18 protein-coding genes and 1 pseudogene are annotated in these 22,955 nt (G+C 52.5%); 14 read left to right on the top strand and 5 right to left on the bottom strand.

The window, feature by feature from the left end; all coding sequences use genetic code 11:
* Nucleotides 1-45: 45 nt before the first annotated feature.
* Nucleotides 46-3,375 carry a DEAD/DEAH box helicase gene (locus OGY71_RS21645; RefSeq protein ID WP_218667641.1) on the bottom strand — a complete coding sequence of 1,110 codons (3,330 nt, stop codon included), beginning with the start codon at nucleotides 3,373-3,375 and terminating at the stop codon, nucleotides 46-48.
* 248 nt (nucleotides 3,376-3,623) lie between these two features.
* Here OGY71_RS21645 and nhaA point away from each other — a divergent pair, with 248 nt between their 5' ends.
* Both nhaA and nhaR read left to right on the top strand, forming a co-directional pair.
* On the top strand, nucleotides 3,624-4,790 hold the full coding sequence (gene nhaA / locus OGY71_RS21640; RefSeq protein ID WP_003829733.1) for a Na+/H+ antiporter NhaA: 1,167 nt from the start codon (nucleotides 3,624-3,626) through the stop codon (nucleotides 4,788-4,790).
* Between the two features lie 38 nt (nucleotides 4,791-4,828).
* Nucleotides 4,829-5,728 carry a transcriptional activator NhaR gene (gene nhaR / locus OGY71_RS21635; RefSeq protein WP_003829732.1) on the top strand — a complete coding sequence of 300 codons (900 nt, stop codon included), beginning with the start codon at nucleotides 4,829-4,831 and terminating at the stop codon, nucleotides 5,726-5,728.
* A 58-nt stretch (nucleotides 5,729-5,786) separates the two neighbouring features.
* On the opposite strand, the gene rpsT is transcribed toward nhaR, so the two are convergent.
* Nucleotides 5,787-6,050, bottom strand: coding sequence for a 30S ribosomal protein S20 (rpsT, locus tag OGY71_RS21630; protein WP_003018940.1), 264 nt, complete (start codon nucleotides 6,048-6,050; stop codon nucleotides 5,787-5,789).
* A gap of 105 nt (nucleotides 6,051-6,155) precedes the next feature.
* Here rpsT and OGY71_RS21625 point away from each other — a divergent pair.
* From OGY71_RS21625 to rihC, 7 genes and pseudogenes are all read left to right on the top strand, one after another.
* A pseudogene (locus tag OGY71_RS21625) lies at nucleotides 6,156-6,371 on the top strand (DUF2575 domain-containing protein).
* A 7-nt stretch (nucleotides 6,372-6,378) separates the two neighbouring features.
* Nucleotides 6,379-7,317 (top strand): bifunctional riboflavin kinase/FAD synthetase, encoded by a 939-nt coding sequence (gene ribF / locus OGY71_RS21620; RefSeq protein WP_003829725.1) that lies wholly within the window; start codon nucleotides 6,379-6,381, stop codon nucleotides 7,315-7,317.
* A gap of 37 nt (nucleotides 7,318-7,354) precedes the next feature.
* Entirely contained in the window at nucleotides 7,355-10,171 is a 2,817-nt protein-coding gene (ileS, locus tag OGY71_RS21615) for an isoleucine--tRNA ligase (protein WP_003829724.1), read from the top strand.
* Nucleotides 10,171-10,668, top strand: a complete 498-nt coding sequence (lspA, locus tag OGY71_RS21610) for a signal peptidase II (RefSeq protein WP_003018932.1) — start codon at nucleotides 10,171-10,173, stop codon at nucleotides 10,666-10,668. The genes ileS and lspA overlap by 1 nt, the downstream gene beginning before the upstream one ends.
* 117 nt (nucleotides 10,669-10,785) lie before the next feature.
* A complete protein-coding gene (gene fkpB, locus OGY71_RS21605; protein ID WP_003829721.1) occupies nucleotides 10,786-11,235 on the top strand; it encodes an FKBP-type peptidyl-prolyl cis-trans isomerase in 450 nt (149 codons plus the stop codon).
* Nucleotide 11,236: 1 nt separating this feature from the next.
* Nucleotides 11,237-12,187, top strand: a complete 951-nt coding sequence (gene ispH, locus OGY71_RS21600; protein ID WP_003018925.1) for a 4-hydroxy-3-methylbut-2-enyl diphosphate reductase — start codon at nucleotides 11,237-11,239, stop codon at nucleotides 12,185-12,187.
* 66 nt (nucleotides 12,188-12,253) lie between these two features.
* Entirely contained in the window at nucleotides 12,254-13,168 is a 915-nt protein-coding gene (gene rihC / locus OGY71_RS21595; RefSeq protein WP_126319298.1) for a ribonucleoside hydrolase RihC, read from the top strand.
* Here the strand turns inward: rihC and OGY71_RS21590 are convergent, their stop codons facing one another.
* Complete coding sequence (locus tag OGY71_RS21590) at nucleotides 13,169-14,077, bottom strand: LysR family transcriptional regulator (RefSeq protein ID WP_032942336.1); 909 nt, start codon at nucleotides 14,075-14,077, stop codon at nucleotides 13,169-13,171.
* A 92-nt stretch (nucleotides 14,078-14,169) separates the two neighbouring features.
* Here OGY71_RS21590 and OGY71_RS21585 point away from each other — a divergent pair, with 92 nt between their 5' ends.
* The 5 genes from OGY71_RS21585 (at nucleotide 14,170) to caiF (ending at nucleotide 21,411) form a co-directional block, all read left to right on the top strand.
* Nucleotides 14,170-14,802 carry an alanyl-tRNA editing protein gene (locus OGY71_RS21585; protein WP_063941085.1) on the top strand — a complete coding sequence of 211 codons (633 nt, stop codon included), beginning with the start codon at nucleotides 14,170-14,172 and terminating at the stop codon, nucleotides 14,800-14,802.
* Nucleotides 14,803-15,070: 268 nt separating this feature from the next.
* Entirely contained in the window at nucleotides 15,071-15,892 is an 822-nt protein-coding gene (gene dapB / locus OGY71_RS21580; protein ID WP_003829711.1) for a 4-hydroxy-tetrahydrodipicolinate reductase, read from the top strand.
* A 455-nt stretch (nucleotides 15,893-16,347) separates the two neighbouring features.
* Nucleotides 16,348-17,496 carry a glutamine-hydrolyzing carbamoyl-phosphate synthase small subunit gene (carA, locus tag OGY71_RS21575; RefSeq protein ID WP_003018918.1) on the top strand — a complete coding sequence of 383 codons (1,149 nt, stop codon included), beginning with the start codon at nucleotides 16,348-16,350 and terminating at the stop codon, nucleotides 17,494-17,496.
* A gap of 17 nt (nucleotides 17,497-17,513) precedes the next feature.
* Nucleotides 17,514-20,738: a carbamoyl-phosphate synthase large subunit gene (gene carB / locus OGY71_RS21570; RefSeq protein WP_003829707.1), complete on the top strand. Its 3,225-nt coding sequence runs from the start codon at nucleotides 17,514-17,516 to the stop codon at nucleotides 20,736-20,738.
* A 277-nt stretch (nucleotides 20,739-21,015) separates the two neighbouring features.
* Nucleotides 21,016-21,411: a carnitine metabolism transcriptional regulator CaiF gene (gene caiF / locus OGY71_RS21565; RefSeq protein WP_003829705.1), complete on the top strand. Its 396-nt coding sequence runs from the start codon at nucleotides 21,016-21,018 to the stop codon at nucleotides 21,409-21,411.
* 76 nt (nucleotides 21,412-21,487) lie between these two features.
* Here caiF and caiE read toward each other — a convergent pair whose 3' ends face one another.
* Together caiE and caiD are read right to left on the bottom strand one after the other, a co-directional pair.
* On the bottom strand, nucleotides 21,488-22,084 hold the full coding sequence (gene caiE, locus OGY71_RS21560) for a carnitine operon protein CaiE (RefSeq protein WP_063941086.1): 597 nt from the start codon (nucleotides 22,082-22,084) through the stop codon (nucleotides 21,488-21,490).
* Nucleotides 22,085-22,139: 55 nt separating this feature from the next.
* The gene (gene caiD / locus OGY71_RS21555; RefSeq protein ID WP_063941087.1) at nucleotides 22,140-22,925 is read right to left on the bottom strand and encodes a crotonobetainyl-CoA hydratase; all 786 of its coding nucleotides are present in this window, start codon (nucleotides 22,923-22,925) and stop codon (nucleotides 22,140-22,142) included.
* Nucleotides 22,926-22,955 lie beyond the last annotated feature (30 nt).

Here is a 22,955-nt window from a genome sequence, read left to right as displayed (position 1 = left end):
AGCCTGAAATTGGAAAATCTCAGGCTTTTATTTTTGGTTCTGTTCTCACTTCCACTCCAGGCTTACCTGTTCAACAACGATATTTGTCTCTGCTTTCTCCGGCAAGGTATGTGCGACACTTGCAAATCCGGGTAATGTCTTCCATACCAATGGGTCTCCAATAACAAAAATGTGTTTTTTAGCACGGGTAAGGGCCACGTTCAGAAGATTAGGTTTGCTCGAAGCCCATTCTGCGCCGCCGCGATTGTGTACATCACATCCAAGAACAAAAATAACGATGTCGTTTTCTTTCCCCTGAAAAGTATGGACTGTACCAACACAGCTTTTTTGCCACTCTTTAATTTCTTTATGTTTTAGTCGCGGTGAGTATTGTTGCCAGCTGGCCAGCTCTCTTTGTTCAATCAGTTCCAACAAAGCATATTTAACAGCCTTGAATGGAGTAATAACGTAAATAGACCCCAGATCTATATTTTCCGTGAGTAGACGGTCCAGCAGTGTAATCAGGCTTTGACCGTGACTATCTCGGTACTGCTTGTCTCCCAAACCGCCTCTTGAAACCAACCAGTGGTTTTCAAGTTCGCCATTGACAAGACGGCTACAGATTTTGTCTGTATCAAGCCCGTGAATCATCCGGTTATTGTATGCCAGTTTATTAGCAATACTGAACATGGGTTCGATACAACGGCGATGTACCCATAATGGGATCCCAATCCAGATGTTATTGTTCATCATCTCTAATTTGCAGCCCCAATGATTGACGCGATCGGCAACCTGTTGGACTGAGAGCTTTTCTGGATTCCACTTTTCAGCATGCTCGTGTAGAAGGTCCTGACAAAGGTGCCTAACCAGTGATGGAGAGGTGGTGAATACAGGCTCAATCTGTAACGGATCGCCCACAACGAGTACGCGTTTGGCGCGCCATATAGCGCCGACGGCCTGTTGAGGTGATGCCTGGCCAGCTTCATCGATCATTACCCAGCCAAGCTCGCCGCCTTTTACTCCATGCAGCATACGTCCCACTGAGGCAAAGGTTGTAGAGAGTACCGGGACAAACATGCATAACGTTTGCCACCAGGGGAGTGGCGTGGGCTCAAGATGAGGGGAATTTAAAAAATTCCTCAGGCGGAGCAGGAACATTTCTCTAAAGCGATCAACGCTCCCCATTGCCTCGTAAAGCCAGGCTTGATGAAGATCCATCGCAGCCATAAACAACAGTGAGCGTTGGCGGTTGATCTGAGCGTTTTGCCAGAATGCGGTGCGCTGTAAGCCAGCATTATCGATGGGTTTATGGCTATCAGGTAGAGCTATTCCTGAAAACTTATCCTTCAGGCCCCGCAATTTTTGTTCTATTTCCTCGCGCAGCAGGGCAATCCTGTCTATTTCTTGCTGTAAGCGGCGTTTTTGGGCGTCTGCCTCATTCAGTTGTTTACGCTGTTCAGAAATGAGCTGTGTTTTGTGTATTAATGATGCGCTAAGCGTTAAAAGATGCTGTTGTGTGTTACGTAATGATGTCTGGTAAGTCTGTACCTTTTTACGATTGAGCAAACGAGTCAGCAGGCCCGGTGCATCGGCTTCTTCTATTTTTTGCTGTTGCTTGGCATGCTGAATCTGTTTTTCAATTACGTCCTGCTCAGCTTCAAATTCCTTAAGTGCGCTAAGCCGCTCTTGACATCGCACTGCCGCTTTTGCCATGTCCGAAGACAAAACATCAGATGAACAGTAAGGTTTTTTTGCCAGCAGTTCGGCTAATTCTGCTAACTGTTTTTGCAGCTCTTCTGTTGTTTTCAGGCAGTGAATGAAATGCTGCTTTGCTGCGGTAAAAGAGAGTTTATTGTGGCAAGACTTCCAGCGCCAAAGGCTGAGAAAGTTTTCGTTGTCCGGTCTAGCCATTTCGACTGATGTGTCGCGTAAAAAATGCTCATCAAACAGTAGTCTTTGGGCGAATTTTGTACGATTTGTTTTTCTTCCAAGAGCTACTGAAATTAATCCCCAACACTGTTTTTCTGTCGCAAGAGGACGAAAGAGATGGTAATTACGCTCAGTTCCTTTTCCATCTTTATCTCTTTTATGCGCAGATTTGGGCAGGGATTTTGCTGCAACTTGATTTGCGGTCGGTGACAAATAGTCAAGAGAACGAAATTCTTCGGCCAGCGATTTCTTTTGCGGTAATTCGTTAGAGATATTTTCTACGGCTGCATTATTGGATGAGGCCACAATCATTTCGAAACCGGTCAGCTCCGGGACGATAAAGCCTTCATGGGTCAGCGTATCTTCCACATTACTGAAGCCCGCAAGGACTCTCGCTCGTTCAACGACATTATGCGCAACTAAATCACGCAGCAACGTCGTTTTCCCCGTTCCCGGAGGCCCATTTACTGATAGTAATCCACCTTCAGCAAGCTCTTCTACCGCCGTGTTAATTGCAAACTGCTGCATTAATGACATCGCGTGCTCTGGCTCTGAAGGCCAACGCCCCAGAGGCATTTTAGTCGGATGCAGCTTATCGATAATGGCTGTTAGTCCTTTCTGAGAATAGAGATCCGGGTTTCTGTGAACAAGGTGAGTGAGGTAAGTATTGAGTGTTCGGCATCGAGTGTCTTCCAATGATGACATTGCATCTTCAATATCCTCAAAAAAGAAGCTATTTAAGATGGGAAGTACTAATGCCTTTTCATTGTCGCTTATGAGGTCTTCCGTTTCGCTAGCTTCTTCTTGTTCCGTGTCCTGGCTCTCATTGATGCCGTTAAACCAGTCAATTTGTATTGCATATTGCCATTCAGGTGCAAAGTCCGCCCATGATGTTAAATGAGTGTCGAGCAGCGTGAGAATATTGCTTGCGCGCAATACTCCCGGGCCTTTTTCCCTTACGGGCTCTAACGTAACGCAGAAATCATTGAATGTATCGGCAAGATGCATACAATCGACCGCGAAGACTGATGAGTCGAGTTTGTGGAATTGACGTTTTTTAAGATGGCCCAACGCCCAGGGTAGCGAACTTACCGACAGTTTATCTCTCGTGGGTACACCTTCTCCGTTCAACTGCATCTTAGCAAAACAGGTTGTCCCTTCCTGATCCAAGCGCTGTTCGCATTCGTCGTCATTTTCCTCATTTGTTCCAAGAACCTCCTGACTAATACGGCTGACGATATTTTTCTCAAATAGCCCTACGTGAACAATAAATGATGCCTTCGGCGGAATGTCATATTGCTGGCGTAATTTCTCTGAATGCCACGGAAGTGAAGCATCACCTAATGTAATGAGTTTTTTTAGTGGGATCAGCAGGCTTTTATCTTTTCTTTCAAGCGTATAAGGCTGAAAAAATTCTATGCGTTGCCAGGTTCTCAATATTTCTTGCGGGAGAGGTGTCGAGTCCATCTTAGCTCTTTGATTATTATCCCAATATATCAATGAATACGAGAATACTCTGATCCAAGAATTTTTGAAGATCTGAGAGGAGGAATCATTCTCTCTGGCGGTAATGGCACAGGCAGAACATCTTGATGATTGCTGAAATTTTTACTCGTAAAATCCGATCTATCCATAATGAATAATCTAATTTTAACGAGCTTTTTGAGGGTGTAAGATAGTATTTACGAAGTATTCACCCAATAGAGAGAATAAAAGTGAAACATCTGCATCGTTTTTTTAGTAGTGACGCCTCGGGGGGCATCATTCTGATCATCGCAGCCGTGGTCGCTATGCTGATGGCAAATATCGGGGTTACCAGTGGATGGTACCACGCCTTTTTGGAAACGCCCGTTCAACTGCGGGTTGGCGCGCTTGAGATCAACAAAAATATGCTGCTGTGGATCAACGACGCGTTGATGGCGGTGTTCTTCCTGTTGATTGGTCTGGAAGTAAAGCGCGAGTTAATGCAAGGTTCGCTGGCCAGTCTGCGTCAGGCGGCGTTCCCGATCATTGCTGCTATCGGGGGCATGATTGTCCCGGCGCTGCTGTACCTGGCATTCAACTATGCCGATCCCATCACCCGTGAAGGGTGGGCGATCCCGGCGGCAACGGATATCGCTTTTGCGTTAGGTGTGCTGGCGTTGTTGGGCAGTCGTGTACCACTGGCGTTGAAAATCTTCCTGATGGCGCTGGCGATTATTGATGACCTCGGCGCTATCGTCATCATCGCACTGTTCTATACCAGCGATCTCTCGCTGCTGTCGCTGGGCGTTGCCGCGTGCGCGATCCTCGTTCTGGCGGCATTGAATCTGTGCGGAGTGAGACGCACCGGTATTTATATTCTGGTCGGCGTAGTGCTGTGGACTGCCGTACTGAAGTCTGGCGTGCATGCAACACTGGCGGGCGTGATCGTGGGCTTCTTCATTCCATTGAAGGAAAAACACGGACGTTCACCGGCGAAGCGACTGGAGCATGTTCTGCATCCATGGGTGGCATACCTGATCCTGCCACTGTTTGCCTTCGCTAACGCAGGCGTTTCACTGCAGGGCGTCACTATTGATGGACTGACCTCGATATTACCGCTGGGGATCATTGCCGGCCTGTTGATCGGCAAACCGTTGGGTATCAGTCTGTTTTGCTGGCTGGCGTTACGCCTCAAGGTGGCGCAATTGCCGGAAGGAACGAATTTCCAGCAGATTATGGCGGTCGGTATTCTTTGCGGCATTGGCTTTACGATGTCGATTTTTATTGCCAGCCTGGCGTTTGGCAACGTCGATCCTGAGCTGATTAACTGGGCAAAACTGGGGATCCTGATCGGCTCCTTGTTGTCGGCAGTGATAGGTTACTGCTGGTTACGTGCCCGGTTGAACGCATCAGCCTGACGGGATAACCCTTTCGTGACAATTTTCAGGGAGAGAGTATGTCTCATATAAATTACAACCATCTGTACTACTTTTGGCATGTCTATAAAGAAGGGTCAGTGGTTGGTGCAGCAGAAGCGCTTTATCTGACACCGCAGACCATTACCGGGCAGATTAAAGCGCTTGAGGAACGCTTACAGGGAAAATTGTTTAAGCGGAAGGGGCGTGGGCTGGAGCCCAGTGAGTTAGGCGAATTGGTTTTTCGTTACGCGGATAAGATGTTTACCTTAAGCCAGGAAATGCTGGATATCGTGAACTACCGCAAAGAGTCTAATTTGCTGTTCGATGTCGGCGTGGCGGATGCGCTATCGAAGCAGCTGGTCAGCAGCGTGCTGGATGCCGCTGTGGTTGAAGATGAACAAATCCATCTGCGTTGTTTTGAATCAACGCATGAGATGCTGTTGGATCAACTCAGCCAACATAAGCTGGATATGATCATCTCCGACTGCCCGATCGATTCTACGCAGCAGGAAGGGTTGTTCTCAGTGCGGATAGGCGAGTGCAGCGTGAGTTTTTGGTGCACCAAACCGCTGCCTGAAAAACCATTCCCGGCCTGCCTTGAGGAGCGTCGGTTGCTGATCCCAGGGCGCCGTTCGATGCTCGGACGTAAGCTGCTGAACTGGATCAACTCACAAGGATTGAATGTCGAAATCCTCGGTGAGTTTGATGACGCTGCGCTGATGAAAGCGTTTGGGGCAACGCATAATGCTATTTTTGTTGCACCTACGCTGTATTCGCACAATTTCTATGCCGATGATTCTATTGTTGAAATTGGCCGCGTAGAAAATGTGATGGAAGAGTATCACGCCATATTTGCGGAAAGGATGATCCAGCATCCGGCGGTGCAGCGTATCTGCAATGCGGACTACTCGGCGCTCTTTACGCCAACGAACAAATGACAGACATAAAAAAACCCGCTTGCGCGGGTTTTTTCACAAAGCGACAACAAGCAGGCGATTAAGCCAGTTTGTTGATCTGTGCAGTCAGGTTTGCTTTATGACGTGCAGCTTTGTTTTTGTGGATCAGACCTTTAGCAGCCTGACGGTCCACGATTGGTTGCATTTCGTTAAATGCTTTCAGTGCAGTAGCTTTGTCGCCAGCTTCGATAGCTGCGTATACTTTCTTGATGAAAGTACGCATCATAGAGCGACGGCTAGCGTTGTGCTTGCGGGCCTTTTCAGACTGAACGGCGCGCTTCTTAGCTGATTTGATATTAGCCAAGGTCCAACTCCCAAATGTGTTCTATATGGACAATTCAAAGGCCGAGGAATATGCCCTTTTAGCCTTCTTTTGTCAATGGATTTGTGCAAATAAGCGCCGTTTAAATTGCAGCACTCGTTGCGTAGTGATGGCGCAGGATTCTACCAGCTTGCGTGGCGTGAATACAGCTTTTCCACGAGAAAAATTGCATTGGCGTGCCCGTGAAGGTCTGCAATTTGTTTCATAACAATGAAAACAATCCTCTTTCTGTTTCGTAGAAACAATCGCCGGTTAACGTTGACCGCGGTACAGGGTATACTTTCACGATTTTCACTGTTTTGAGCCAGACATGAAGCTGATACGAGGCATACATAATCTCAGTCAGGCCCCGCATGGGTGTGTGCTGACTATTGGTAATTTCGACGGCGTGCACCGTGGTCACCGTGCGTTGCTGCAGGGTTTACGGGAAGAAGGGCGCAAACGCAATTTACCGGTGATGGTGATGATTTTCGAGCCGCAGCCGCTAGAGCTGTTTGCGACCGACAAGTCACCTGCGCGCCTCACTCGCCTGCGCGAAAAACTGCGTTATCTGGCGGAATGCGGCGTGGACTACGTGCTGTGCGTGCGTTTTGACAGGCGCTTTGCGGCATTAACGGCGCAGACCTTCATCAGCGATCTGCTGGTTAAGCGCCTTGGTGTACAATTTCTTGCCGTTGGTGATGATTTCCGCTTTGGCGCTAGCCGTGCGGGCGATTTCTTGTTATTACAGGAAGCGGGCGCTGAGTATGGTTTTGATATCACCAGCACCCAAACCTTCTGCGAAGGCGGTGTGCGCATTAGCAGCACCGCGGTACGTCAGGCGCTGGCAGAAGATAACCTGCAACTGGCCGAAAGCCTGCTTGGGCATCCTTTTACTATCTCAGGACGTGTCGTTCACGGTGATGAATTAGGGCGCACCATCGGTTTTCCGACGGCAAACTTACCGCTGCGTCGCCAGGTTTCCCCGGTGAAAGGGGTTTATGCAGTTGAAGTGATGGGACTGGGTGACAAACCTTTACCCGGCGTCGCCAACATCGGCACCCGCCCGACGGTAGCAGGCGTACGCCAACAGTTGGAAGTGCATCTATTGGACGTTGTAATGGACCTGTATGGTCGCCATATAGATGTAGTACTGCGTAAAAAAATACGCAGCGAACAGCGATTTGCCTCGCTGGATGAGCTAAAAGCGCAGATTGCGCGTGATGAGTTGACTGCCCGTGAATTTTTTGGGCTAACAAAACCGGCTTAATGCCTATACGAGTTTTAAATACGGAACCGAGAATCTGATGAGTGACTATAAATCAACCCTGAATTTGCCGGAAACAGGGTTCCCGATGCGCGGCGATCTCGCCAAGCGCGAACCGGGAATGCTGGCGCGTTGGACTGATGATGACCTGTACGGCATCATTCGTGCGGCCAAAAAAGGCAAAAAAACCTTCATTCTGCATGATGGCCCTCCTTATGCGAATGGCAGCATTCATATTGGTCACTCGGTTAACAAGATTCTGAAAGACATTATCGTGAAGTCCAAAGGACTCACGGGTTATGACTCGCCTTACGTTCCGGGCTGGGACTGCCACGGTCTGCCGATCGAGCTGAAAGTAGAGCAGGAATACGGCAAACCGGGCGAGAAGTTTACCGCCGCTGAGTTCCGTGCCAAGTGCCGCGAATACGCAGCGACCCAGGTTGACGGTCAGCGTAAAGACTTTATCCGTCTTGGCGTACTGGGCGACTGGTCGCATCCGTACCTGACCATGGACTTCAAAACCGAAGCCAACATCATTCGTGCGCTGGGTAAAATCATCGGTAACGGTCACCTGCACAAAGGTGCGAAGCCGGTGCACTGGTGCGTTGACTGCCGTTCCGCGCTGGCGGAAGCGGAAGTTGAGTATTATGACAAAACCTCCCCGTCCATCGACGTAGCGTTCCACGCTGCCGATCAGGATGCGGTGAAAGCGAAATTTGGCGTTTCTGACGTCAACGGCCCGATCTCTCTGGTTATCTGGACCACTACCCCGTGGACGTTACCGGCGAACCGCGCAATCTCTCTGGCACCTGATTTTGACTATGCGCTGGTGCAGATTGACGGCCAGGCTGTGATTCTGGCGAAAGATCTGGTTGAAAGCGTTATGCAGCGTATTGGCGCGGCTGAATACACCATTCTCGGCACCGTTAAAGGCGCTGAGCTGGAACTGCTGCGCTTTACCCATCCGTTTATGGGCTTCGATGTACCGGCTATCCTTGGCGATCACGTTACGCTGGATGCGGGTACCGGTGCGGTTCATACCGCTGGCGGTCACGGTCCGGATGACTACGTCATCAGCCAGAAATACGGTCTGGAAATCGCTAACCCGGTTGGCCCGGACGGCGCATACCTGGCGGGTACCTATCCGGATCTGGACGGCGTGAACGTCTTTAAAGCCAACGACAAAATCGTTGCGCTGCTGAGCGAAAAAGGTGCGCTGCTGCACGTTGAGAAGATGCAGCACAGCTACCCATGCTGCTGGCGTCACAAGTCACCGATCATCTTCCGCGCGACCCCACAGTGGTTCGTCAGTATGGATCAGAAAGGCCTGCGCGCGCAGTCGCTGAAAGAGATCAAAGGCGTGCAGTGGATCCCGGACTGGGGCCAGGCGCGTATTGAATCGATGGTTGCTAACCGTCCTGACTGGTGTATCTCTCGTCAGCGTACGTGGGGTGTGCCGATGTCTCTGTTTGTTCACAAAGACACCGAAGAGCTGCATCCGCGCGCTATCGAACTGATGGAAGAAGTGGCTAAACGCGTTGAAGTTGACGGCATCCAGGCGTGGTGGGATCTCGATCCGAAAGATATCCTCGGCGACGAAGCTGACCAGTATGTCAAAGTCCCGGATACGCTGGACGTGTGGTTCGACTCTGGTTCAACCCACTCCTCCGTCGTGGACGTGCGTCCTGAGTTTGCGGGCCATGCGGCAGATATGTATCTGGAAGGCTCTGACCAGCACCGTGGCTGGTTCATGTCATCTCTGATGATCTCCACCGCCATGAAAGGCAAAGCACCTTATCGCCAGGTACTGACCCACGGTTTCACTGTTGATGGTCAGGGCCGTAAGATGTCCAAGTCTATCGGTAACACCGTTTCTCCGCAGGATGTGATGAACAAACTGGGCGCGGATATTCTGCGTCTGTGGGTGGCTTCAACCGACTATACCGGTGAAATGGCCGTTTCTGACGAAATTCTGAAACGTGCTGCCGACAGCTATCGTCGTATCCGTAACACCGCGCGCTTCCTGCTGGCGAACCTGAATGGGTTTGATCCGGTTAAAGACATGGTGAAACCGGAAGAGATGGTGGTTCTGGACAGGTGGGCGGTAGGTTGTGCGCAAGCGGCGCAGGACGAAATCCTGAAAGCCTATGAAGCCTATGACTTCCACGAGGTGGTACAGCGCCTGATGCGCTTCTGCTCCGTCGAAATGGGTTCGTTCTACCTCGACATCATCAAAGACCGTCAGTACACCGCGAAAGCGGACAGCGTGGCGCGTCGTAGCTGCCAGACTGCGCTGTTCCATATCGCTGAAGCGCTGGTTCGTTGGATGGCGCCGATCATGTCCTTCACCGCCGATGAAATCTGGGGCTACCTGCCGGGCGATCGTGAGAAGTATGTCTTTACCGGTGAATGGTACGAAGGTCTGTTTGGCCTAGGCGAAACCGAGGCGATGAACGATGCCTTCTGGGACGAGCTGCTGAAAGTGCGTGGCGAAGTGAACAAAGTCATCGAACAGGCACGTGCGGATAAGAAAGTCGGTGGTTCTCTGGAAGCGGCAGTGACCCTGTACGCTGAACCTGAGCTGGCGGCGAAACTGACCGCGCTGGGCGAAGAGTTGCGTTTTGTACTGCTGACCTCTGGTGCGACGGTTGCGGATTATGCAGCGGCTCCTGCTGATGCTCAGCAGAGCGAACTGCTCAAAGGTCTGAAAATCGTACTGAGCAAAGCCGAAGGTGAGAAATGCCCGCGCTGCTGGCATTACACTACCGACGTCGGCCAGGTGGCGGAACATGCAGATATCTGCGGACGCTGTGTCAGCAACATCGCCGGTGATGGCGAACAACGTAAGTTTGCCTGATGAGTAAGCCTCTTTGTTCAACAGGACTACGCTGGCTGTGGCTGGTGGTAGTCGTGCTGATTATCGATTTAGGCAGCAAATACCTGATCCTCCAGAACTTTGCTCTGGGGGATACGGTGTCGCTGTTTCCGTCGCTTAATCTGCACTACGCGCGTAACTACGGTGCGGCGTTTAGCTTCTTAGCTGACAGCGGCGGCTGGCAACGTTGGTTCTTTGCCGGCATCGCCATCGGTATTTGCGTCATCCTGATGGTGATGATGTATCGCTCGAAGGCGACGCAGAAGCTGAACAACATCGCGTATGCGTTAATCATTGGCGGTGCGCTGGGCAACTTGTTCGACCGCCTGTGGCACGGCTTCGTGGTTGATATGATTGACTTTTACGTCGGCGACTGGCATTTCGCGACCTTCAATCTGGCCGATACTGCTATCTGTATCGGCGCGGCATTGATTGTGCTCGAAGGCTTCCTGCCGTCGAAAGAGAAAAAAGCCGCATAAAAAAATGCCGGATGGCGCTATGCTAATCCGGCCTACAATATACTGCGATCCTTGTTTGCCCGGTAAGCGTAGCGCCACCGGGCAAACAGGCGGCAGCAATTTTAAAGAGCAACCTGCATGTCTAAATCAGTACAGAGTAACAGTGCGGTGCTGGTGCACTTCACCCTTAAGCTCGACGATGGCTCAACCGCAGAGTCAACCCGCAATAACGGCAAGCCTGCGCTGTTTCGCCTGGGTGACGGTTCTCTGTCTGAAGGACTGGAACAACACCTGCTGGGGCTAAAAGAAGGTGATAAAACCACTTTTGCTCTGGAACCGGATGCCGCCTTTGGCGTGTCAAGCCCGGACTTAATTCAGTATTTCTCGCGTCGGGAATTTATGGACGCGGGCGAGCCAGAAATTGGCGCTATCATGCTCTTTACCGCAATGGACGGCAGTGAGATGCCTGGTGTGATCCGCGAAATCAACGGTGACTCGATCACGGTTGATTTCAACCATCCGCTGGCCGGGCATACCGTTCATTTTGATATTGAAGTGCTGGAAATCGAACCGGCACTGGAGGCGTAAAATGCAGATCCTGTTGGCCAACCCGCGCGGTTTTTGCGCTGGCGTAGACCGCGCTATCAGCATTGTGGAAAACGCGCTGGCTATTTATGGCGCGCCGATTTATGTCCGTCACGAGGTGGTGCATAACCGCTATGTGGTGGATAGCCTGCGCGAGCGCGGCGCTATTTTTATTGAGCAAATCAGCGAAGTGCCGGATGGCGCGATCCTGATTTTTTCCGCTCACGGCGTGTCTCAGGCGGTGCGTAACGAAGCCAAAGGCCGCGACCTCACGGTTTTTGATGCAACCTGTCCGTTGGTAACGAAAGTGCATATGGAAGTTGCCCGCGCCAGCCGTCGTGGCGAAGAATCCATTCTGATTGGTCACGCCGGGCACCCGGAAGTTGAAGGCACAATGGGTCAGTACAGCAACCCGCAAGGGGGAATGTATCTGGTTGAATCACCGGATGATGTGCTGAAACTGAATGTGAAAAATGAAGGCAAATTATCCTTCATGACGCAGACAACGCTTTCCGTTGACGACACTTCTGACGTTATTGATGCGCTGCGTCAACGCTTCCCGAAAATTGTCGGGCCGCGCAAAGACGATATCTGTTATGCCACCACCAACCGTCAGGAAGCGGTTCGCGCGCTGGCGGAACAGGCTGATGTTGTGCTGGTGGTCGGCTCGAAGAACTCCTCTAACTCCAACCGTCTGGCTGAACTGGCCCAGCGCATGGGGAAAGCTGCGTATTTGATTGACGATGCGACCGACATCCAGGAAGCGTGGGTGAAAGAAGCGAAGTGTGTGGGCGTGACGGCCGGAGCCTCGGCGCCGGATATCCTGGTGCAAAATGTGATTGCTCGCCTGCAAGAGCTTGGCGGTGGGGAAGCGATCCCACTGGAAGGCCGCGAAGAGAACATCGTTTTCGAAGTGCCGAAAGAGCTGCGTGTGGATGTTCGTGAAGTAGAGTAAGTCTTTTCGGTTACGATTATGAGAAGATGCCAGACTTAACGTCTGGCATTTTTTTATGGAGAAACCATGCGCTTACCGATCATTCTTGATACCGATCCCGGCATTGATGATGCCGCCGCCATTGCCGCCGCGCTGTTTGCCCCTGAGCTGGATCTGCAACTGATGACCACGGTAGCAGGCAATGTGTCGGTGGAAAAAACCACCCGTAATGCGTTGCAACTGCTGCACTTCTGGAATGCGGATGTTCCGCTGGCGCAGGGGGCATCAATGCCGCTGGTACGGCCGCTGCGTGATGCCGCTTCCGTGCACGGCGAGTCCGGTATGGAAGGGTATGAATTTGTCGAACACGACCGCCAGGCGATGGCAAAACCCGCCTTCCAGGCGATTCGCGATGCGCTGATGCATGCCCCGCAGCCCGTGACGCTGGTGGCAATTGGCCCGCTGACCAACATTGCGCTGCTGCTGACCCATTATCCTGAATGCGTATTCAACATTCAGCGTCTGGTGATTATGGGCGGCTCTGCCGGACGCGGGAACTTCACACCCAACGCCGAGTTTAATATTGCTATCGATCCCGAGGCCGCCGCGAAAGTCTTCCAGAGTGGGCTGGAGATTGTGATGTGTGGGCTGGATGTCACTAATCAGGCTATGCTCGCCCCGGACTATCTGGCGACGCTCCCCCAGCTTAACCAGACGGGGAAAATGCTGCATGCGCTGTTTAGCCATTACCGTAGCGGCAGTATGAATACGGGGCTGCGAATGCACGATCTGTGCGCTATTGCCTGGCTGGTGCGCCCGGAACTGTTTACCCTGCAGTCGTGTTTCGTGGCGGTTGAAACCCAGGGCGAATATACCTCGGGTACGACGGTGGTGGACATCGAAGGGCGCCTGGGGCATCCGGCAAATGCGCAGGTTGCGCTGGGCCTGAACGTTGAAGGTTTCCAGCAGTGGGTGGCAGAGGTATTTGCCCGCGCGCTGTAATCAGGTGTTGTGCAACGGCACCTTCTCACTGAGATAATCAATCATCGCCCGCATTCTGGCGGGCATATGTTGATTGCGCGTCCATAGCAGCCACAGTTCCCCGCTGTAGTCGCTGATAAATTCCCATTCTGGCAGTACCTGGACAATCTCGCCATTGGCGAGTGCCTCGCTGGCGGTGAACAGTGGCAGGCTGCCGATTCCCAGATCCTTTTTTACCGCGTCCAGACGTACACCTGTGTGGTTGGCGGCGTAGCGGCCATGAGTCTGAATGGTCTCCATGCGCTCACCGCGTCGAAACTTCCAGCGTGAATCCGCAGGTGTCTCGCCAAGACTGATACAGCTATGCTCTCGCAGTGCCTGCGGGTGCTCGGGCGTACCGTGCTTGCGTAAGTATTCGGGGGTTGCGCATATCACATGGCTGACCGGCATCAGCGGTTTCCCGTACAGGCCCGGGGAGGGCGACTGACTGATGCGCAGTGCAAGGTCGACGCCGTCGTCGATTAAATCCATATACCGGTCTTCCAGCCGAAGGCAGACGTCCACTTGCGGGTAGCGCGTAAAGAATTCGGCCATCAGTGGATGAATGACAAATCGCCCCACCGCTTTCGGCACGCTGAGGGTCAGTTGCCCTTGCGCGATGGTTTGTCGACTGCTGCCTGAGTCGACGGCCATTTGCGCCGCATGCAGCATTTCCTGCGCGTGTGCATACACAATTTTGCCCGTTTCGCTGAGCGCCAGCTTGCGCGTCGTACGGTGCAGCAGCTTACTGCCCAACGCCTTCTCGAGGCGTGAAGCGCTGCGGCTAATAGCGGAAGGCGTAGCCCCCGAGGCTTTGGCGGCAGCGGAGAAGCTCCCCTGGTCGATAATCAACACAAAGGTGGCAAGGTCGGGAAGAAGGTTAGGATTCATTTGTGCGTACCAGGCAAAGATGCATTGAACCAGCGCAGGATTATCGCCGTCAGTAAAGTGAATATACTCTTCCCATCAAGAGGAGAGCAATCATGACTGAACGTCTTTATTACACCAGCGATAACACTGAAGGCCAGGCTAACTTACTGAGTTGCTCGGCTGAACCGGATGGACGGTACTCGGTGGTACTGGATAGAACCCTTTTTCACCCGCAGGGAGGCGGGCAGCCTGCGGATGCGGGCTGGATTGATGATGAGCGGGTTGAAACAGTCCTCGCGCGCGGTGACGATGTGGTGCACATCCTGGCAAAACCGCTCCTCCCCGGCATCGTGAACCTGCGTGTGGATGCCGCGCTGCGTCAACTGCACGCCCGCCTGCACTCGGCAGGACATCTTATCGGCCTGGCGGGTACAGCGTTCGGCTGGCTCCCGGTGAAAGCACACCATTGGCCCAATGAGGGGCGCATTACTTTCGCCGCCGGTGAAAACGGTACGTTACCGGATACGCTATCGCTGCAGGAGAAAATCAACGCCTGGCAGGCAGACAATCTCTCCAGACAAGTGACATTCACCGACGGGTTGCGGCAGGTTGGATTTGGTCATCTCCTCGCTTATCCCTGCGGAGGGACGCATGTTGCCCATCTCTCTGAGATTGGACCGGTGACGATTACTCAGGTGAAGATGAAAAAAGGGCAAATGATCGTCAACTACACGCTCGTGCCATAAAACCACACTCGCGAAAATATCTACGCAGACTGGCTGGTTTGTGCTCGTATTTCCGTCGTTTTCCCATCATTTTGCGCCATACTGAGTAAGTTTGACTTCTTTCCTGTACTCCAGCAATGATTCATCCTGCGGGATGAATCATGTCTTTTACTGATATTCCCCTCTGTTTATCATTAAATTCTAATTATGGGTGTTTTCAGCTAGCGGCCTCCGGGCGCGCTGGTTACTCTGAAAACGGTTTACGCAATTTTTATAAAAGAGAATAGCTATGCATGAAGCACAAATCCGTGTCGCCATTGCCGGCGCCGGTGGCCGCATGGGACGGCAGTTAATCCAGGCCGCCATGGCGATGGAAGGTGTTCAATTGGGTGCCGCGTTAGAGCGCGAAGGCTCGTCCTTACTGGGAAGCGATGCCGGAGAATTAGCGGGGGCCGGAAAAACGGGCGTTACCGTGCAAAGCAGCCTTGACGCGGTGAAAGATGATTTCGATGTTTTCATCGATTTTACCCGCCCGGAAGGCACGCTGGCGCATCTGGCGTTTTGCCGCCAGCACGGTAAAGGGATGGTGATTGGCACCACCGGCTTTGACGATGCCGGCAAACAGGCTATTCGTGATGCCGCGCAGGAGATTGCGATCGTTTTCGCCGCGAACTTTAGCGTCGGCGTGAACGTTATGCTTAAGCTGCTGGAGAAGGCGGCGAAAGTGATGGGCGATTACACCGATATTGAGATTATTGAAGCTCACCACCGCCATAAAGTTGATGCGCCGTCAGGCACTGCGCTGGCGATGGGCGAGGCGATTGCCGGGGCGCTGGATAAAGATTTAAAAGAGTGTGCCGTCTATTCGCGTGAGGGTTACACCGGCGAGCGCGTACCGGGCACGATCGGTTTTGCCACGGTGCGGGCGGGGGATATCGTCGGTGAGCACACCGCGATGTTTGCTGATATTGGCGAGCGTATTGAGATCACGCATAAAGCGTCCAGCCGCATGACTTTTGCCAATGGCGCAGTGCGTTCGGCAATTTGGCTAAAATCAAAGTCAAATGGTCTTTTTGATATGAAAGATGTGCTTGATTTACGCAATTTATAGCTTTAATTACCCTTCGTGATGTGGTTATTGTAATCATAATTGTTTGATTACATAGGGCAATATTTTATTGCCCTTTTATTTTTAGCTTCTGAATGTGTTTTTTCTTTTTATTGGTTATTTTTCCGTATTTTGTTGGGTGATCCTGTTATCTCAATGTAAATTTTGACCAAATGGTCCACTTTTTTCTCTCCCGCATTCTGTTTTTACACTCTTTGCCTGCCGCAAGCGTTTTCCACCCCGAGTTAGCTGATCTTTTTGCCTGTTAAATCGTGTGATTTATCCCAGTGGCGCAAAATAATAATAAAAATTGCCCTTTTGGGTAGACTTTTACGTGGGCTATCTCTAGAATGCCGCCGTTTGCCAGAAATCCATAGGTAAGCAAATTTGCATTGATTCATGAGGTGTTAATGAATTAATATGCAAATAAAGTGAGTGAATATTCTCTGGAGGGTGTTTTGATTAAGTCAGCGCTATTGGTTCTGGAAGACGGAACCCAGTTTCACGGTCGGGCCATAGGGGCAACAGGTTCGGCGGTTGGGGAAGTCGTTTTCAATACTTCAATGACCGGTTATCAAGAAATCCTCACTGATCCTTCCTATTCCCGCCAAATCGTCACTCTTACTTATCCTCATATCGGTAATGTCGGCACCAATGAAGCCGATGCAGAATCTTCTCAGGTACATGCGCAAGGCCTGGTCATCCGCGACCTGCCGCTGATTGCCAGCAACTTCCGCGATACTGAAGACCTCTCTTCTTACCTCAAGCGCCATAACATTGTGGCGATTGCTGATATCGATACCCGTAAGCTGACGCGTTTGCTGCGTGAAAAGGGTGCACAGAACGGCTGCATCATCGCGGGCGATAACCCGGATGCGGCGCTGGCACTGGAAAAAGCAAAAGCTTTCCCAGGCCTGAACGGTATGGATCTGGCGAAAGAGGTAACCACCGCGGAGCCTTATAGTTGGACGCAGGGGAGCTGGACGCTGGCCGGTGACCTGCCGGAAGCGAAATCTGCCGATGAACTGCCTTTCCACGTTGTGGCTTACGATTTCGGCGCCAAACGTAACATTCTGCGTATGTTAGCGGACCGCGGCTGCCGCCTGACGGTTGTACCGGCGAAAACCTCAGCAGAAGACGTTCTGAAGATGAATCCGGACGGTATCTTCCTGTCCAACGGCCCTGGCGACCCGGCGCCGTGCGACTACGCGATTACCGCGATTCAGAAATTCCTCGAAACCGATATTCCGGTATTTGGCATCTGCCTCGGCCATCAGCTGCTGGCGCTGGCGAGCGGCGCGAAGACCATTAAGATGAAGTTTGGCCACCACGGCGGCAACCATCCGGTAAAAGATATTGATAACAATACCGTGATGATCACCGCACAGAACCACGGTTTTGCTGTAGATGAAGCCTCCATGCCTGCCAACCTGCGCGTGACCCACAAGTCACTGTTCGACGGCACCTTGCAGGGGATTCATCGTACCGATAAACCGGCGTTTAGCTTCCAGGGGCACCCTGAAGCGAGTCCGGGTCCGCACGACGCTGCACCGTTGTTCGACCACTTTATCGAGTTAATTGAGCAATACCGTCAGTCCGCGAAATAATCAGGAGTAAAAGAGCCATGCCAAAACGTACAGACATAAAAAGTATCCTGATTCTGGGCGCGGGTCCGATTGTTATCGGTCAGGCGTGTGAGTTTGACTATTCCGGCGCGCAGGCGTGTAAAGCCCTGCGTGAAGAGGGTTACCGCGTTATTCTGGTGAACTCCAACCCGGCAACCATCATGACCGACCCGGAAATGGCCGATGCCACTTACATCGAGCCGATTCACTGGGAAGTGGTACGCAAAATTATTGAGAAAGAACGCCCGGATGCGGTGCTGCCAACCATGGGCGGTCAGACAGCGCTGAACTGTGCGCTGGAACTGGAACGCCAGGGCGTACTGGCTGAGTTCGGCGTGACCATGATTGGCGCAACGGCGGATGCCATTGATAAAGCGGAAGACCGTCGTCGCTTCGATATCGCGATGAAGAAGATTGGTCTCGACACCGCACGTTCAGGCATCGCTCACACCATGGAAGAAGCGCTGGCGGTTGCCGCTGACGTTGGCTTCCCGTGCATTATCCGGCCTAGCTTCACCATGGGCGGCACCGGTGGCGGTATCGCCTACAACCGCGAAGAGTTCGAAGAAATCTGCGAACGCGGTCTGGATCTTTCCCCAACCAACGAGCTGCTGATTGATGAATCACTGATTGGCTGGAAAGAGTACGAGATGGAAGTGGTGCGTGATAAAAACGACAACTGCATCATCGTCTGCTCCATCGAAAACTTCGATGCGATGGGCATCCATACCGGTGACTCCATCACCGTAGCACCTGCCCAGACGCTGACCGACAAAGAATATCAAATCATGCGTAACGCCTCGATGGCGGTACTGCGTGAAATCGGCGTAGAAACCGGCGGCTCTAACGTCCAGTTTGCGGTAAACCCGAAAAACGGTCGCCTGATTGTCATCGAGATGAACCCGCGTGTGTCCCGCTCCTCGGCGCTGGCGTCCAAAGCTACCGGCTTCCCGATTGCGAAAGTTGCCGCCAAGCTGGCCGTAGGTTACACCCTCGACGAACTGATGAACGACATCACCGGTGGCCGTACTCCGGCCTCGTTTGAACCGTCCATCGACTACGTTGTGACGAAAATACCACGCTTCAACTTCGAGAAATTCGTTGGTGCTAACGACCGCCTGACCACGCAGATGAAATCTGTCGGTGAAGTGATGGCGATTGGCCGTACCCAGCAGGAATCGTTGCAGAAAGCGCTGCGCGGTCTGGAAGTGGGCGCGACCGGCTTCGACCCGAAAGTAAGCCTGGACGACCCGGAAGCACTGACTAAAATCCGTCGCGAGCTGAAAGACGCTGGCGCTGAGCGTATCTGGTACATCGCCGATGCCTTCCGTGCTGGCCTGTCCGTCGATGGCGTGTTCAACCTGACTAACATCGACCGCTGGTTCCTGGTGCAGATTGAAGAGCTGGTACGTCTGGAAGAAAAAGTCACCGACCTTGGCATCAACGGCCTCGACGCTGACTTCCTGCGCGTACTGAAGCGCAAAGGCTTCGCCGATGCGCGTCTGGCGAAACTGGCCGGCGTTCGCGAAGCGGAAATCCGCAAACTGCGCGACCAGTACAATCTGCACCCGGTCTACAAACGCGTGGATACCTGTGCGGCAGAATTTGCCACCGACACCGCTTACATGTACTCCACCTATGAAGATGAGTGCGAAGCGAACCCGTCCGTTGACCGCGATAAAATCATGGTGCTGGGCGGTGGTCCAAACCGTATCGGTCAGGGTATTGAGTTTGACTACTGCTGCGTACACGCCTCGCTGGCGCTGCGCGAAGACGGTTACGAGACCATCATGGTCAACTGTAACCCGGAAACCGTTTCAACTGATTACGACACCTCTGACCGCCTGTACTTCGAACCGGTCACGCTGGAAGACGTACTGGAAATCGTTCGTATCGAGAAGCCGAAAGGCGTCATCGTACAGTACGGCGGACAGACCCCGCTGAAGCTGGCGCGTGCGCTGGAAGCGGCAGGTGTACCGGTTATCGGTACCAGCCCGGATGCCATCGACCGCGCGGAAGACCGCGAGCGTTTCCAGCAGGCGGTTGACCGTCTGAAGCTGAAACAACCGGCGAATGCTACCGTAACGGCTATCGAACAGGCTGTTGAGAAGGCGAAAGAGATTGGCTACCCGCTGGTAGTGCGTCCGTCGTATGTTCTCGGTGGTCGCGCGATGGAAATCGTCTACGACGAAGCCGACCTGCGTCGCTACTTCCAGACCGCAGTCAGCGTTTCTAACGATGCGCCGGTACTGCTGGACCGTTTCCTTGATGACGCGGTTGAAGTGGACGTGGACGCTATCTGCGACGGTGAAATGGTGCTGATTGGCGGCATCATGGAGCATATCGAACAGGCGGGCGTACACTCCGGTGACTCCGCATGTTCTCTGCCTGCGTACACCCTGAGCCAGGAAATTCAGGATGTGATGCGCCAACAGGTGCAGAAACTGGCCTTCGAACTGCAGGTTCGCGGTCTGATGAACGTCCAGTTTGCGGTGAAGAATAACGAAGTTTACCTGATTGAAGTGAACCCGCGTGCGGCACGTACCGTTCCGTTCGTCTCCAAGGCAACTGGTGTACCGCTGGCGAAAGTCGCGGCGCGCGTGATGGCCGGGAAAACGCTGGCACAGCAGGGCGTAACCAAAGAAGTTATCCCTCCGTACTACTCGGTAAAAGAAGTGGTGCTGCCGTTCAACAAATTCCCGGGCGTTGACCCGCTGTTAGGGCCAGAAATGCGCTCTACCGGGGAAGTGATGGGCGTGGGCCGTACCTTCGCAGAAGCGTTCGCCAAGGCACAGTTGGGCAGCAGCTCCACCATGAAAAAACAGGGGCGTGCGCTGCTCTCCGTTCGCGAAGGCGATAAAGAGCGCGTGGTGGACCTGGCAGCGAAACTGCTGAAGTTTGGCTTCGAGCTGGATGCGACGCACGGGACCGCGATTGTGCTGGGTGAAGCGGGTATCAATCCACGTCTGGTGAACAAGGTGCATGAAGGTCGTCCGCACATTCAGGACCGTATCAAGAATGGCGAGTACACCTATATCATCAACACCACCGAAGGTCGTCAGGCGATTGAAGACTCCAAGCTGATTCGCCGCAGCGCGCTGCAGTACAAAGTGCATTATGACACTACGCTGAACGGCGGTTTCGCCACAGCGATGGCGTTGAATGCCGATGCCACCGAGAAGGTAACATCGGTGCAGGAAATGCACGCGCAGATCAAAAAGTAATAAACAAAAGGTCCGGTGAATATTGCTCTAACCAGACCTGTAATATAATTTTGAAAGGGTTTCTGTAAAGAAACCCTTTTTTTGTCTTGCGTAAGGTCATTCCTGGACAAGTCCGTTTCCGTAACCACATTTTCAATGTAATAAGCACGATATTGCTCACACTAATCAACATTCAAGTCGCATACTATCCTTTATATCCACAATTTTAATATGGCTTAGTTTTTATTAATTTGGACAGGCCGTAGCCAGATTTTTAATTTGTGAAAATGGTGTGCTTATGTGTGAAAAATATGTTGAAAGACCGCTTTATTTGTTAATTGCTGACTGGATGATGGCCGAGGATCGTTGGATCACCGCAAAGGAAATTTCCCGCCATTTTGATATCGAGCACTGCAAAGCAATTAATACGCTCTCTTATATTCTGTCGGAAGTGGGAGAAATTGTTTGTGAAGTTAAGATGATCCCTAATCAGATTGCCGGTCGGGGTTGTCAGTGCCAGCGTCTGGTGAAAGTCGTGAGTATTGACTCTCATCTCTACAGCCGACTGAATCACAATTTGCAGGAGAAAAAGGTGAGCATGGCGAAAACGCCACGCCTGTCTGCCGTTCCTCCAACAGAGCTCAACCGTGAGCAGAAATGGCAGATGATGCTCTCCAAGAGTATGCGTCGCTAATAATCAGTTTGCCTGATGGCGGCATAAACGGTGATTGACGCGTAGGCCGGATAAGCGTGAGCGCATCCGGCATCAATTACTGTGCTGATTTGGGTTTTACGTCCGTTGTGCCTTTCAGGCGTGGCCGGTTTTCTTCGACCCGCGTTAAGGGCAGTGTTTCGTGTAGACCTGTGTGGCAGCGGATTGCAAGATCCTGATACTCTTTGGTGTTTAGCCGTTTCCAGTGCAGTTCCTGGTCCGTGACTTCACGCAATACGCGAGCGGGTGAGCCAACCAGCATCTGCCTTGCCTCTCCCTGAAATCCGGCTTTGACAAAGCTCATGGCGGCGACAATGCTCTCTTCGCCAATCACTGCGCCGTCCATAATGACGCTGTTCATGCCGATCAGCGCATCTCTGCCCACCACGCAACCGTGCAGGATTGCGCCATGGCCGATGTGTCCGTTCTCATGCACAATGGTATCGGTGTCACAGTAGCCGTGCATGATGCAGCCATCCTGCAAATTAGAACCAGCCTCCAGGATCAAGCGACCATAGTCACCGCGCAATGACGCGTGGGGGCCAATATAAACTCCGGCACCCACTATGACATCGCCAATCAGCACGGCGCTGGGATGGACAAAGGCATCCGGATGTACCACCGGAATCAGTTCCTCAAAGGCGTAGTAGCTCATCGTTTTATCTCGGTTTTATTGCCGGATCAGCGAATCGCTATCCGGCATCGGCTCATTAACGACCTTTCCACACCGGGTCGCGTTTTTCGGCAAACGCCTGCGGACCTTCAAGCGCATCTTCCGAATGCAGTACAGATGGATAGTGCTTCAGCACGCCGCTGCGGATGTAGCGGTAGCCTTCTTCCACCGGCATTTCGCTGGTGGTGCGGTAAATCTCTTTCAGTGCGGCGATCGCGAGCGGGGCGCTATTCACCAACTGCTGTGCCAGTTCACGCGCGCTATCCATCAGTTCGCTCTGGCTGACAACGCGGTTGACGATGCCCCAGCGCAGCGCTTCTTCGGCGCTCATTCGTCTGCCGGTCATCACCATTTCGTTGACGATTGCCGGTGGCAGCAGCTTAGGCAGACGCAGTACGCCACCGCTGTCTGGCACGATCCCGAGCTTGGCTTCCGGTAGTGCGAAGCTGGCGTTATCCGCGCAGACGATAAAATCCGCTGCCAGCGCCAATTCAAAACCACCGCCAAACGCATAGCCGTTTACCGCAGCGATGACCGGTTTATCGAGGTCGAAAATTTCGGTTAAACCGGCAAAGCCACCTGGGCCAAAATCGGCATCCGGCGCTTCACCTTCAGCCGCCGCTTTTAAGTCCCAGCCCGCAGAAAAGAATTTCTCACCGCCGCCGGTGATAATCGCTACGCGTAATTCCGGGTCGTCACGAAAATTAAGAAACGCTTCACCCATGGCAAAGCTGGTTTTGGCGTCAATGGCATTGGCTTTAGGTCGGTCGAGGGTAATTTCCAGGATCGGGCCGTTACGGGTCAGATGTAATGATTCACTCATAGCTCATCTCCAGATAAATAGATTTCCCGG

This window comes from Citrobacter sp. Cpo109 (assembly GCF_030332565.1).
Taxonomy (GTDB): Bacteria; Pseudomonadota; Gammaproteobacteria; order Enterobacterales; family Enterobacteriaceae; genus Citrobacter; species Citrobacter portucalensis.
The sequence above is the reverse complement of the archived record's forward strand: the minus strand, read 5'-3'. Positions and strand labels throughout refer to the sequence as shown.